Here is a 14661-nt window from a genome sequence, read left to right as displayed (position 1 = left end):
GTCTCCGCGGTTTCGTTCTGGTCAGGGAAGATCGAGGGCCAGGGAGACGAGGTCGTCCACGTCCATGGCGTCGATCGAGGCGGGTTCGGCGGTTTCGGCAAGACCCGTGTCCGGGTCGGCGAGCCGCAGCAGCGCGTCGAGCAGCCCGGCTTCGCGCAGCCGGTCCACCGGGATCGCCGCGAGCACGGCGGCGAGGTCGGGCTCGACGTGCAGCTCGGCTTCCAGGTGCCTGGCGAGCGCGGTCGCGTCCGGGTAGCTGAACACCAGCGTCGGGGGCAGCCGCAGGCCGGTTTCGGCCCCGATCCGGTTGCGCAGCTCGACCGCGGTGAGCGAGTCGAAACCGAGGTCGCGGAACGCCTGCCGGGCCGGGACGGCGTCCGGGTCGGCGTGCCCGAGCACGGCCGCGACCTGCGCGCGGACGAATCCGACGAGCACGTCGAGCCGCCCGGCTTCGGGCACCGCGGCCAGGCGTTCCTTCAGCTGCGCGTGCCCGGCCGCGCGGGCCGGGGCCCGGACGAGACCCCGCAGCAACGGGGGGACTTCGCCGCGCACCGTGAGGTCGAGTCGCATCGGGACCAGCGTCGTGGCGCCGTCCGCGCGGGCCGCGTCGAACAGCGCCAGACCGTCCTCGGTGGACAGTGCGGTGACGCCGCCCCGGCGTTCGCCGTCGCCCATGCCGCCCGCCCACAGGCCCCACGCGAGGGACTGCGCCGGACGGCCCGCCGCGCGGCGGTGGGCGGCGAGCGCGTCGAGGAACGCGTTCGCGGCCGCGTAGTTCGCCTGGCCCGGCGTGCCGAGGGTGCCCGCGGCCGAGGAGAACAGGACGAACTCCGTGACGTCGCCGGCCAGCTCGTGCAGGTGCCAGGCGGCGTCGGCCTTGGCCTGCAGGACGGTCTCGACCTGCTTCGGCGTGAGGGTCTCGACGACGCCGTCCGCGAGCACGCCGGCGGCGTGCACCACCGCCGTGACGGGGTGCGCCGCGAACAGCGCGGCCACCGCGTCCCGGTCGGCGAGGTCGCACGCGGCGAGCGTGACGTCCGCGCCGAGTTCGCGCAGCTCAGCGGCCAGTTCCGGCGCTCCCGGCGCGGCCTCGCCGCGGCGGCTCACCAGCACGAGGTGCTCCGCGCCCCGCGTGGCCAGGTGGCGGGCGACGGCCGCGCCGAGCGCACCGGTCCCGCCGGTGACCAGCACCTTCCCCGCGACCGTCGGCGCCGGACCGTCCGTGGGCCGGACGCGGGCCAGCCGCGGCACCAGGAGCGCGCCGTCGCGGACCGCCGCCTGCGGCTCCCCGGCCGGCACCGGCACGGCGGCCGGGCCGTCCAGGTCGAGCAGCGCGAACCGGTCCGGGTGCTCGGCCTGAGCGGAGCGCAGCAGGCCCCAGACCGCGGCCGCGGCCAGGTCCGGCACGTCCTCGCCGTCCCGCGTGGCCACGGCCCCGCGCGTCACGACGACCAGCCGCGGCCCGTCCCCGGCCACCCACTCCCGCACGGTGGCCAGCACGCTCGTGACGGTCTCCCGCACCACGTCCGGCACCGCACCCGCACCCCGCGGCACGGGCAGGAACACCACCTCGGCCGCGGCCGGTCGTGAGTGTTCAGTCGGGTTAGAACCCGACTGAACACTCACGACCTCGGCACCGGTTTGCTGCAGCGCGGTGACCAGGTCGGGGTCGTCGCCGAGGACCGCGCACCGGGTGAGCGTCTCGGTGACCACCGAAGGAACCCAGTCGACGCGGAACAGTGCGTCGCGAACCCCGAGTCCCTCGGCCGAGAACGGCCGCAGGGCCAGCGCGTCGACGACGCCCACCGGCGCCCCCGTCCCGTCGGCCAGCGCGAGCGCGAACCCTTCGGGCACCGGGGTCAGCCGGACCCGCAGGCTCGTCGCGCCGGTCGCGGTGAGGTGCACGCCCGTCCACGCGAACGGCAGCTGAGCCGTGTCGTCACCCCGCAGCGCCGCGGTGTGGAGGGCCGCGTCGAACAGCGCCGGGTGCAGCAGGAATCCCGCCGGGACGTCGGGCAGCCCGACTTCCGCGAACAGTTCTTCGCCGCGCACCCACGCGGCCCGCAGGCCCTGGAACGCCGGCCCGTAACCGAAGCCGGCCGCCGCGAACCGCGGGTAGACGTCGTCGACCGCGACCGGTTCGGCCCCGGACGGCGGCCACTCGGTCAGCGCCACCCCGGGCTTCGCGCCTTCGGCGACCGTGCCCTCGGCGTGCCGGGTCCACGGCTCGGTGGCGTCCCGGCGGGCGTGGACCCGCACCGGCCGCGCCCCGGCTTCGGGGGCGCCGACCGTGACCTGCACCTGAACGCCCTGGTCCGGCAGCACGAGCGGGGCTTCGAGGGTCAGCTCGGTGACGACGTCGCAGCCGGCTTCGGCCGCGGTGCGCAGGACGAGCTCCAGCAGCGCGGTGCCCGGCAGCAGCGTGATCCCGCCGACCGTGTGGTCGGCCAGCCACGGGTGCGTCCGCGGCGACAGCCGGGCCGTGCCGAGGACGCCGTCCTCGTCCGCCAACGGGACGACCGCCGCGAGCAGCGGGTGGCCGGTCGCGGCCAGGCCCGCCGAGGCGACGTCCCCGGACGGCGCGGCGGCCAGCCAGAACCGCTCCCGCTGGAAGGCGTACGACGGCAGGGCGACGTGCCCGCCGCCGGGGGTGAAGCCGGCGGCCCAGTCCACCGCGCGGCCCCGGACGTACCGCCGGGCCAGCGCGGTGAGCAGCGTCTCCACCTCCGGGTGCCCGGCCCGCAGTGCCGGGACGGCGTCGCCGTCGTCGACCATCGCGGTGAGGACGCCGTCCGGGCCCAGCTCCAGGAAGTCCGTCGCGCCGGTGGCACGCAGGGCGTCGTGGAACCGGACCGGCTCGCGGACCTGACGGACCCAGTGCGCCGCCGTGGCCGGATCGCCGTCCTCCACTGTGGACACGATCGGGATCACCGGCTCGGCGAAAGTCAGCCCCTCGACGACGGTGCGGAACTCGTCGAGCATCGGCTCCATCAGTCCACTGTGGAACGCGTGACTGGTGTCGAGCCGCTTGGTCTTGGCGAACGTCGACGCGTACTCGGTCACCGCGGCTTCCTCGCCGGACAGCACGACCGAGTCCGGGCCGTTCACCGCGGCCAGCGAAACACCCTCCGGCAGCTCGATGTCCGCTTCGGCCGCCTGGACCGCGATCATCACGCCACCCTCGGGCAGCGCCTGCATCAGCCGTCCTCGCGCGGCGACCATCGTGGCCGCGTCCTCGAGGCTCAGCACTCCGGCGACGTGTGCCGCCGCGATCTCCCCGACCGAATGCCCCACGACGACGTCCGGGTGGACGCCCCACGCTTCCAGTAGCCGGAACAACGCGACTTCGAGCGCGAAGATCGCCTGCTGCGCGAACTCGGTCTCGGACGAGCCGAGGAAGTCGCCGAGCCGCGGGTCGAGGTGCGCGCAGACCGCGTCGAACGCCGCCGCGTACACCGGGAACGCCTCGTACAGCTCGCGGCCCATCCCCGGCCGCTGCGAACCCTGGCCGGTGAACAGGAACGCGGTGCGTCCGTCCGGCACCACGGCACCGGTGACGACGCCGGGTTCACCCCGGCCGAGCGCGGCCAGCCCGGCCATGACGTCACCAACGACGACCGCGCGATGAGCGTGCTGCGCCCGCGTGGTGACCAGCGCGTGCGCCACCGCCGGGAGCGGCTGGGTGGCCAGGTGCGCTCGCAGCCGGGTCGCCTGGGCCCGCAGGGCGGCCGGCGACTTGGCGGTGAGCACGACGGGCGGGCACGGGTGCGCCGGGGCTTCCCCCTCGGCCGGTTCCGGACCGGCTTCGAGGATGACGTGCGCGTTGGTGCCGCTGATCCCGAACGACGACACCGCGGCCCGCCGGACCGGTCCCTCGACCGGCTCGGTGAGCAGCCGGACGTTCCCCGCCGCCCAGTCGACGTGCGGGGTCGGCTCGTCGACGTGCAACGTCTTCGGCAGCACCCCGTGGCGCAGCGCCTGGACCATCTTGATCACGCCCGCTACGCCCGCGGCGGCCTGCGTGTGCCCGAGGTTCGACTTGATCGAGCCGAGCCACAGCGGCGTTTCCCGCTCCTGCCCGTAGGTGGCGAGCACCGCCTGCGCCTCGATGGGATCCCCGAGCCGGGTCCCCGTGCCGTGCGCCTCGACGACGTCCACATCGGACGGCGTCAGCCCGGCGGACGCCAGCGCCGCGCGGATCACCCGCTGCTGCGACGGCCCGTTCGGCGCGGTCAGTCCGTTCGACGCGCCGTCCGAGTTCACCGCGGAACCGCGGACCACGGCGAGCACCTGGTGGCCGTTGCGCCGGGCGTCGGACAGGCGCTCCAAGACGAGCACGCCGACGCCTTCCGACCAGCCGGTGCCGTCGGCGGCCGCCGCGAAGGGCTTGCAGCGGCCGTCGGGCGCCAGGCCGCGCTGACGGCTGAACTCGACGAACGTCGCCGGCGTCGCCATCACCGTGACCCCGCCGGCCAGCGCCAGCGAACACTCGCCGGACCGCAGTGCCTGTGCGGCGAGGTGCAGGGTGACCAGCGACGACGAGCACGCCGTGTCCACGGTGACCGCCGGGCCTTCGAGGCCGAACGAGTAGGCGACGCGTCCGGAAAGGACACTGCCGGAGTTGCCGATGCCGACGAACCCTTCGACGCCCTCGGGCACGGTGGTCAGGCGGGCGCCGTAGTCGTGGTACATCTGGCCGGCGAACACGCCGGTGCGGCTGCCGCGCAGCGCGGCCGGGTCGATCCCGGCGCTCTCGAAGGCTTCCCACGACGTCTCCAGCAGCAATCGCTGCTGCGGATCCATGGCGAGGGCCTCGCGCGGGCTGATCCCGAAGAACGCCGCGTCGAATTCCGCTGCGTCGTGAAGGAAACCGCCCTCTCGGGTGTACGTCGTACCCGTGCGCTCGGGGTCGGTGCTGTATTCGACGTCCCAGCCGCGGTCGGCCGGGAACTCCCCGATGCCGTCGCGGCCGTCGAGGACCAGCCGCCAGAGGTCGTCCGGCGACGTGATGCCGCCGGGGTAGCGGCAGCTCATGCCGACGATCGCGACGGGCTCGTCGACGGCCGCGACCACCGGGGCGGCCACGTCGGCGCGGACGCCGGTCAGCTCGGCTTCGAGGTGCTCCGCCAGCGCGCTCGGCGTGGCGTAGTCGAACACGACGGTCGCGGCGAGCCGGAGCCCGGTGGCGGTGTCGAGCCGGTTGCGCAGCTCGACCGCGGTCAGCGAGTCGAAACCCAGCTCGGAGAACGCCTGGCCGGGCTCGACCGCGGCGGCCGACGCGTGCCCGAGCACGGCCGCGGCCTCCGCGCGGACGAGGTCGAGCAGGTTTTCCGTGCGGGGAGCCGAGGCGGCCCGGCGGACCGGGACCCGGACGAGCCCGCGCAGGATCGGCGGGAGGTGCTCGCCCTGGGCCCGCAGACCGGCGTGGTCGAGCAGCACCGGCCACAGCACGGGTTCGGCGTGCGTGAGGGCCGCGTCGAACAGGGCCAGCCCGGTTTCGGTGTCGATCGGGCGCAAGCCGCTGCGTTCGATGCGGCGGCGTTCGGCCGCGGCGAGTTCGGCGGCCATGCCGCCGTCGAGCCACGGTCCCCAGGCCAGCGACCGGCCGGGCCGCCCCCGCGCGGCGCGGTGGGTGGCGAGCGCGTCGAGGTAGGCGTTCGCGGCCGCGTACCCGGCCTGCCCCGCGCTGCCGAACGCGCCGGCGACCGAAGAGAAGAACACCAGGTAGGCGTCGGGAACCAGCTCGTGCAGGTGCCGGGCGGCGTCGGCCTTCGGGCCGAGCACGGCGGCGAGGCGGGCCGCGTCCTGGGCGTCGAGGAGACCGTCGTCGAGGACGCCGGCGGCGTGCACGACCGCGGTCGGCGTCACTTCGCGCAGCAGCTCGGCCAGCGCGTCGCGGTCGGCGACGTCGCACGCGGCGACGGTCACCTTCGCACCGGTGGCCGCCAGTTCGGCGGCGAGGTCCTCCGCCCCGGGCGCGTCGAGGCCCCGGCGCGAAGTGAGCACGAGGTGCCCCGCCCCCTGCGCCGCGAGCCGCCGGGCGACGGCCGCGCCGAGCGCACCGGTACCCCCGGTGACCAGCACGGTACCGCCAGGATCGCCGATCGACACGGCCTCCCCGGTGGCATCGGCGCGGGCCAGCCGCGGCACGAGGACGCGGCCGTCACGGACGGCGGCCTCGGGCTCGTCGGGCAACGCGGGGAGGACGTCGTCCGGCCCGAGATCGGCCAGCACGAACCGGCCCGGGTGCTCCTGCTGCGCGGTCCGCAGCAACCCACGGGCCGCGGCGGCGGCGAGGTCGGTGACGTCCTCCCCCGGCCGCGTCGCCACGGCACCGCGGGTGACGACGACCAGGCGAGCGGTCGCGGACCGGTCGTCGGCGAGCCAGTTCCGCACCAGCTCGAGGGCGTTCGCGACCGCCTCGGCGAGCTCGGCCGGTTTCCACTCGACGGCGACGACCGGCGTCGGCTCAGCGGCCTCCGCCGGGACCCAGTCGAGGCGGTACAGGGAGTGCGCGGGCGTCACCTGCGCCGCGGCCACCGGGCGCAACGCCAGCGAACGCACGCTCGCCACCGCGCGGCCGGTCTCGTCGGCCAGGGTCAGCGTGACCGCGTCCTGGCCCGCGGGCCGGAGGCGGACCCGCAGGGCGGCCGCGCCCGCCGCCGTCAGCGACAGGCCCGTCCACGAGAACGGCAGGTGCGGGCCGTCGACGAAGCCGCCGAGGCCGAGGCCGTGCAGGGCGGCGTCGAGCAGGGCCGGGTGCAGGCCGTAGTCCTCCGGTGCGTAGTCCGGCGGCAGTGCGACCTCGGCGTACACCGTCTCGCCGTCGCGCCAAGCCGCGCGCAGGCCCTGGAACGCGGGCCCGTACCCGAACCCTTGCTCCGCGGCGCGGTCGTAGAGGTCGTCCACGGCGACCGCGCCCGAAGGCGGCCAGTCGGTGAGGTCTTCCGCGGCCGGGGCGGCCGCGCTCACCTTCCCGGTGGCGTGCTGCGTCCAGGTGTCCGCATCGGACGGTCGCGAGTGGATGGTCACCGCGCCCTCGGTCCCCACCGTCACGCGCAGGGCGACCTCACCGTTCAGCACGAGCGGCGCGCCCAGCGTCAGTTCGTCGACGACCGGGCGGCCCACCTCCGCGCCGGCGCGCAAGGCCAGTTCGGCGAACGCCGCACCGGGCAGCAGCGGCGTGCCCAGCACCTCGTGCTCGGCCAGCCACGGCGTCGTCCGGGCCGACAGCACGCCGGTGAACACCGTCCCCGCGCCCGGCAGCTCGACGGACGCACCCAGCAGCGGGTGACCGGGCGCGGACTGCCCGAGCGCCGTCACGTCCCCCGCGGCCGGGCCGGCGTCGAGCCAGAACCGGCTGCGCTCGAAGGCGTAACCGGGCAGGTCGACCGGCGTCGACTCGCCGAACACCGCTGCCCACCGCGGAGAAATCCCATGGACGTGCAGCCGGGCGACGGCGGTCATCGCGGACCGCACGTCGTCGTGCCCGCTGCGCAGCACCGGAACGGCACCGTCGACCATGGCGCTCAGCACGGCGTCCGGGCCGACCTCGACGAAGACCTGCGCATTGGTAACGGCAACGGCGTCGGCGAACCGGACACACTCCCGGACCTGGCGAACCCAGTAGTCCGGACCATCTTCCACAGTGGACACCCACGGAATCACCGGCTCGGCAAAAGTGAGACCCTCGATGGCCGCCGCGAACTCGGCCAGCATCGGCTCCATCAACGCCGAATGGAACGCATGACTCGTGTTGAGCCGCTTGGTCTTCGCGAACTTCGCCGCATACTCGGTCACCGCGGCCTCTTCACCGGACAGCACGACCGAATCCGGCCCGTTCACCGCGGCCAGGGAGACCCCCGCCGGAAGTTCGATGTCCTTTTCGGACGCCTGCACGGCGATCATCACGCCACCCTCGGGCAGCGCCTGCATCAACCGACCGCGCGCGGCAACCAACGTGGCCGCGTCCTCAAGGCTGATTACCCCGGCGACGTGCGCGGCCGCGATCTCGCCTACCGAGTGACCCACCACGACGTCCGGCCGGAGGCCCCAGGACTCCAGCAGGCGGAAGAGCGCCACTTCGAGCGCGAAGATGCCCTGCTGGGCCAGATCAGTGTCCGGCGCTCCCGAGAGCTCCTTCACCCGCGGGTCCAGGAGCGCGCAAGCCGCGTCGAACGCCGTCGCGTACACCGGGAACGTCTCGTACAACTCACGGCCCATCCCCGCCCGCTGCGAACCCTGACCGGTGAACAGGAAGGCGACCTTGCCGCTCTCGGCCTGTCCGACGTGGACACCCGGCGCGGGCGAACCCGCCGCCACGGCTTCCAGGCCACGCAGCAGCTCGGCCCGGTCCGCGCCGACGACGGCCGCCCGGTGCTCCAGCGCCGCGCGTCCGGTGGCCAAGGTGTGCGCCACGGCCCCGACCGGCTGCTCCGGCGCCGCGATCAACCGCCGTGCCTGCTCGCGAAGAGCCGACGGCGACTTGGCCGAGAGCACCCACGGCACGGCGGGCAACCCGGCCGGGACGGCTACGACGTCAGGAGCCTCTTCCACCACGACGTGGGCGTTGGTCCCGCTGATCCCGAACGACGACACCCCGGCCCGCCGGGGCCGGCCGGCCGCGGGCCACGGGACGGCTTCCGTGAGCAGCCGGACCTCGCCCTCGGTCCAGTCGACGTGCGGGGTCGGCTCGTCGACGTGCAACGTCTTCGGCAGCACCCCGTGCCGCAGTGCCTGCACCATCTTGATCACCCCCGCGACCCCCGCGGCGGCCTGCGTGTGACCGAGGTTCGACTTGATCGAACCGAGCCACAGCGGGGTCTCCCGCTCCTGGCCGTAGGTGGCCAGCACCGCCTGCGCCTCGATCGGGTCACCGAGGCGGGTCCCCGTGCCGTGCGCCTCGACGGCGTCCACATCGGACGGCGCCAGGCCCGCGGTCGCCAGCGCGGCGCGGATCACCCGCTGCTGCGACGGCCCGTTCGGCGCGGTCAGTCCGTTCGACGCGCCATCCGAGTTGACCGCCGAGCCGCGGACGACGGCGAGCACGCGGTGGCCGTTGCGCCGGGCGTCGGACAGCCGTTCCAGGACGAGCACCCCGGCACCTTCACCCCACCCGGTGCCGTCGGCCGCGGCCGCGAACGACTTGCAGCGGCCGTCGGCCGCGAGCCCCCGCTGCCGCGAGAACTCGACGAAGGTCGCCGGCGTCGCCATCACCGTGACCCCGCCGGCCAGCGCCAGCGAACACTCACCCGAACGCAGTGCCTGACTGGCCAGGTGCAGGGCCACCAGCGACGACGAGCACGCCGTGTCCACCGTGACCGCCGGGCCTTCCAGCCCGAACGAGTAGGCGATCCGTCCGGAAAGGACGCTGCCGGAGTTCCCGATCCCGAGGAAGCCCTCGACATCGGCGGGCGCGGTGGTCAGCCGGGCGCCGTAGTCGTGGTACATCAAGCCGGCGAACACGCCGGTCCGGCTGCCGCGCACCGAATCCGGCGCGATGCCCGCGTGCTCGAACGCCTCCCACGACGTCTCCAGCAGCAACCGCTGCTGCGGGTCCATCGCCAGTGCTTCGCGCGGCGAGATCCCGAAGAACGCCGCGTCGAACTCCGCCGCGTCGTAGAGGAAACCGCCCTCCCGCGTGTAAGTCGTGCCCGGGCGCTCCGGGTCGGTGCTGTGCTCGACGGTCCAGCCGCGGTCGGCCGGGAACTCCCCGATGCCGTCGCGGCCTTCCGCGACCAGCCGCCACAGGTCATCCGGGGAACCGATACCACCCGGGTACCGGCAGCTCATGCCCACGATCGCGATGGGCTCGTCGGCCGGGACGACGGTCGCCGGGACCTCGGACACCGCGGTGCCCAGCAGTTCCGCGCCGAGGTGCGCGGCCAGCGCGTCCGCGCCGGGGTGGTCGAACACGAGCGTCGACGGCAACCGGAGGCCGGTCGCGTCGGCGAGCCGGTTGCGCAGCTCGACCGCGGTCAGCGAGTCGAAGCCAAGGTCGCTGAACGCGCGCGTGGCGGCCACGCGCGCACCCGGCTCGTGGCCGAGCACGGCTGCGGCTTCGGTCCGGACCAGGTCCAGCAGCAGCGTCTCCCGCTCGGCCGCGGGCGCGGCGGCCAGCCGGTCGCCGAACGACGAAGCCGGGCGGGCGCGCCGGGCCGGGGTGCGCACGAGACCGCGCAGCAACGCCGGCACCGGGCCACCGCGGAAGGCGGCGAGGTCGAGCCGCGCGGGCAGGGTGACCGCACGGTCCGCCGCCAGCGCGGCGTCGAACAACGCGAGTCCGTCCTCGATGGACAGTCCGTCGCGGCCGTCGGCCATCCCGGTTTCCCAGGCACCCCAGGCCATCGAGCGGCCCGGCAGCCCCGCGGCCCGCCGATGCTCCGCCAGCGCGTCCAGGTACGCGTTGGCGGCGGCGTAGTTCGCCTGCCCGGGCGCGCCGAAGACACCCGCGACCGAGGAGAACAGGACGAGGTGCGCGTCCGGGACGAGCTCGTGCAGCAGCCAGGCCGCGTCCACCTTCGGCCGCAGCACGGCTTCGAACCGTTCCGGGGAAAGGGAAGTGAGGACGCCGTCGTCGAGCACCCCGGCCGCGTGCACCACCGCCGTGAGGCCGGGCAGCGAGCCGACCAGCGCCGAAACGGCGTCCCGATCGGTGAAGTCGCAGGCCACGACCTCGGCACCCAGCTCGGTGAGGGCCGCCGCACCGGGGGCGGCCGGACCGCGTCGCCCGGCGAGGACGACGCGGCCGGCACCCCGGCCGAGGAGGTGCCGGGCAAGGGCGGTGCCGAGCGCGCCGGTGCCACCCGTGATCAAAACCGTGTCCCACGAGGGAAAATCGGCCGCGGGAGCGGCGGCACGGGTCAGGCGAGGCACGAAGACCCGGCCGTCGCGGACCGCGAACTGCGGTTCCCCGGCCGGGAAGCGGGTGAGCCCCTCGACGTCGTCGGTGTCCACCAGCACGAACCGATCGGGGTGCTCGGCCTGCGCGGCCCGGACCAACCCGCCCACGGCCGCACCCGCGAGGTCGGTGAGTTCGCCCTCGAGCGCGACCGCGCCGCGCGTCACCACGACCAGGCGCTCGTCGGGCGCGTGGTCCGCGGCGAGCCAGTCCCGCAGCTCGCCGAGCACCCGGCCGGTCGCGGCGTGCACCGCGGCGGGGTCGGTGCCGCCGTCGACGGTCAGGAGCACCGGCCGGATGTCCTCGGCCGTCCCGCCCGGCGGCAGCTGCGGCCAGTCGACGGCGAAGAACGACTGCCGCGGCACCGCCACCGGCCGCACGGTCAGCGCGTCGACCGCGACGACCGGTTCCCCGGCGTCGTCGGTGGCCACCAGGGTGATCGTCTCGGGTCCGGTGGCCGACAGGCGGACGCGCAGCGCCGAGCGGCCGCGTGCGGACACCGTCACCCCGGACCAGCTGAACGGCACCCGGCCGACGCCGGTGTCCGGCAGGACGCCGAGCGCCATCGCGTGCAGCGCGCTGTCGAGCAGCGCCGGGTGCAGCGCGAACTTCCCCGCGTCGTCCTGGGGCAGGACCACTTCGGCGAAGACGTCGCTCCCCCGCCGCCAGGCCGCGCGCAGGCCCTGGAACGCCGGGCCGTAGCCGAACCCGCGGTCGCCGAACCGGGTATAGAGGTCGTCGACGCCGACGGGTTCGGCGTCCGCCGGCGGCCACTCGACCGGGCTGACCGCGAGACGATTTCCGCTGGTCAGCGTGCCGGAGGCGTGCCGGGTCCAGGCTTCGTCGAACGCCGAGCCCGCCGGGCGCGAGAAGATCCGCAGCGCACGGGTGGCGCTGACGGTGATCTGGACCTCGACACCGCCGTCCGGGAGGGTGAGCGGTGCTTCGAGGGTGAGTTCGCCGATGCCGTCGCAGCCGGCCTGCTCGGCCGCGCGCAGGGCGAGCTCGACGAACGCCGTGCCCGGCACCAGCGTCGAGCCGAGCACCACGTGGTCGGCGAGCCACGGGTGGGAGCGCGGCGACAGGAGGCCGGTGCACAGGAAGCCGTCGCCGTCGGCCAGCGCCAGCGCGGCCCCCAGCAGCGGGTGGTCGGGGTGGGTGAGCCCGGCGGCGGTGACGTCGCCGGTCGCGGCGGGCGCGGCCAGCCAGAACCGCTCGTGCTCGAACGGGTAGTGCGGCAGCGGCAGGCGCCGGGAGGCACCGAAGAACGCCGGCCAGTCGACGGCGGTACCGCGGACGTGCAGGGTGCTCAGGCCGCGGATCAGCGTCACGGGCTCGGGCCGGTCGGCGCGCAGCAGCGGGACGGCACCGTCGGTGAGCGGGGCGAGCACCGCGGCCGGGCCCAGCTCGGCGAAAACGGTGACGCCCTGGGCGCGCAGCCGTTCGACCCCGTCGTGGAACCGGACCGGCTGCCGCACCTGGCGGACCCAGTAGTCCGCGTCCCAAGCGGCGTCTTCTTCCACAGTGGACACGAGCGGGATCTTGGGCGCGGAGTAGGAGAGCCGGTCCAGCACCGTGCGGAACTCGGCGAGCATCGGTTCCATCAACGCCGAGTGGAAGGCGTGGCTGGTCTTGAGCCGCTTGGTCTTCGCGAACGTCGACGCGTACTCGATCACGGCGGCTTCCTCGCCGGACAGCACCACCGAGTCCGGGCCGTTCACCGCGGCCAGCGAAACACCCGGCGGCGGCTGGATGTCCGCTTCGGCCGCCTGAACGGCGATCATCGCGCCGCCCTCCGGCAGGGCCTGCATCAGCCGGCCCCGCGCGGTGACGAGTGCGCACGCGTCTTCGAGAGAGAGCACGCCGGCGACGTGCGCGGCGGCGATCTCGCCGACGGAGTGGCCGAGGAGCAGGTCGGGCCGCACGCCCCACGACTCCAGCAGCCGGTACAGCGCGACTTCGAGGGCGAAAATGGCCGGCTGGGCGAGTTCGGTGTCCGGCGACCCCGTCAGCTCCCGCACCCGCGGGTCGAGGTGGGCGCACACGGCGTCGAACGCCGCCGCGTAGGCCGGGAACGCGTCGGCCAGCTCGCGGCCCATGCCGGCCCGCTGCGAACCCTGCCCGGTGAACAGGAACGCGGTCTTGCCGCCGGGCTCGCCCTGGATGACGTCGAACTCGCGCAACGCGGTCAGCAGCGCGTCCCGGTCCTCGGCGACGACGACGGCGCGGTGGTCCAGGCCGCCCCGGGTGGCCAGCGCGGCGGCCAGTTCCGGCAGCTCGGCATCCACAGTGGACAGCAGTTCGGCCTGCTCGCGCAGTGCGGTCGCGGTCCGCGCGGACAGCAGCACCGGCGTGACCGGCAACGCGGTCAGTTCGGCCGTCCCGGCTTCGGGGGCCTGCTCCAGGATCACGTGGGCGTTGGTGCCGCTCATCCCGAACGACGACACCCCCGCGCGGCGCGGCCGCCCGGTCTCCGGCCACGGCACCGGCTCGGTGAGCAGCCGGACGTTCCCCGCCGCCCAGTCGACGTGCGGCGTCGGCTCGTCGACGTGCAGCGTCTTCGGCAGCACCCCGTGGCGCAGGGCCTGGATCATCTTGATCACGCCGCCGACCCCGGCGGCGGACTGGGCGTGCCCGATGTTCGACTTCAGCGAGCCCAGCCACAGCGGGTGCGACCGGTCGCGGCCGTAGGTGGCCAGCACGGCCTGCGCCTCGATCGGGTCGCCGAGCCGGGTTCCGGTGCCGTGCGCCTCGACGGCGTCCACATCGGACGGCGCGAGCCGGGCCCCGGCCAGCGCGTCGCGGATGACCCGCTGCTGCGATGGACCGTTGGGTGCGGTGAGACCACTGCTGGCGCCGTCCTGGTTGACCGCGGAACCGCGGACCACGGCGAGGACTTCGTGGCCGTTGCGCCGGGCGTCGGACAACCGCTCCAGCAGGAGCAGGCCGACGCCTTCGGCCCAGCCGGTGCCGTCCGCGGCGGCGGCGAAGGACTTGCAGCGCCCGTCCGCGGCCAGCCCGCGCTGGCGGCTGAACTCGACGAACAGCGTCGGTGAGGCCAGCACCATGACGCCGCCGGCGAGCGCGAGCGAACACTCGCCCGCGCGCAGGGCCTGCGCGGCGAGGTGCAGCGCGACCAGCGACGACGAGCACGCCGTGTCCACGGTGACCGCCGGGCCTTCGAGCCCGAACTGGTAGGCGAGCCTGCCGGAGATCACGCTGCCCGCGTTGCCGGTCAGCAGGTGGCCTTCGAGCCCCTCGGGGGCGACGGACCAGCCGCTGCCGTAACCGGACGAGGACGCGCCGACGAACACGCCGGTGCGCCCGCCGCGCAGGCCCGCCGGGTCGACGCCGGCGTCCTCGAACAGCGCCCACGCCGATTCGAGCAGGAGCCGCTGCTGCGGGTCCATCGCGAGCGCGGCCCGCGGCGAGATGCCGAAGAAGTCCGCGTCGAACCCGGCGACGTCGTCGAGGAAGCCGCCGGTGGCGGCGTGACTCGTGCCGCGACCGTCCGGATCGGACAGTGCGGCGAGGTCCCAGCCGCGGTCGGTGGGGAACGGCGTGACGGCGTCTCGGCCGTCCCGCACGAGGTCCCACAGGTCGTCGGGCGACGCCACACCGCCGGGGTACCGGCAGCTCATGCCGACGACGGCGATCGGCTCGGGTTCGCCGGACTCGACCTCCTGCAGGCGCGTGCGCGTCTGCTGCAGTTCGGCGGTCACCCGCCGGAGGTACTCGACCAGCCGGTCCTCGTTGGACAC

The 14661-nt window shown here is 75.0% G+C and carries 1 protein-coding gene; it reads right to left on the bottom strand.

Translation table 11 applies throughout. From position 1 onward, the window contains the following. Positions 1 to 21 precede the first annotated feature (21 nt). On the bottom strand, positions 22 to 14661 hold the full coding sequence (locus SD460_RS16410; RefSeq protein ID WP_318306324.1) for an SDR family NAD(P)-dependent oxidoreductase: 14640 nt from the start codon (positions 14659 to 14661) through the stop codon (positions 22 to 24).

This window comes from Amycolatopsis solani (assembly GCF_033441515.1).
Classification (GTDB): domain Bacteria; phylum Actinomycetota; class Actinomycetes; order Mycobacteriales; family Pseudonocardiaceae; genus Amycolatopsis; species Amycolatopsis solani.
Note: the sequence above shows the minus strand (reverse complement) of the source record. Positions and strands in the feature narration are given on the sequence as shown.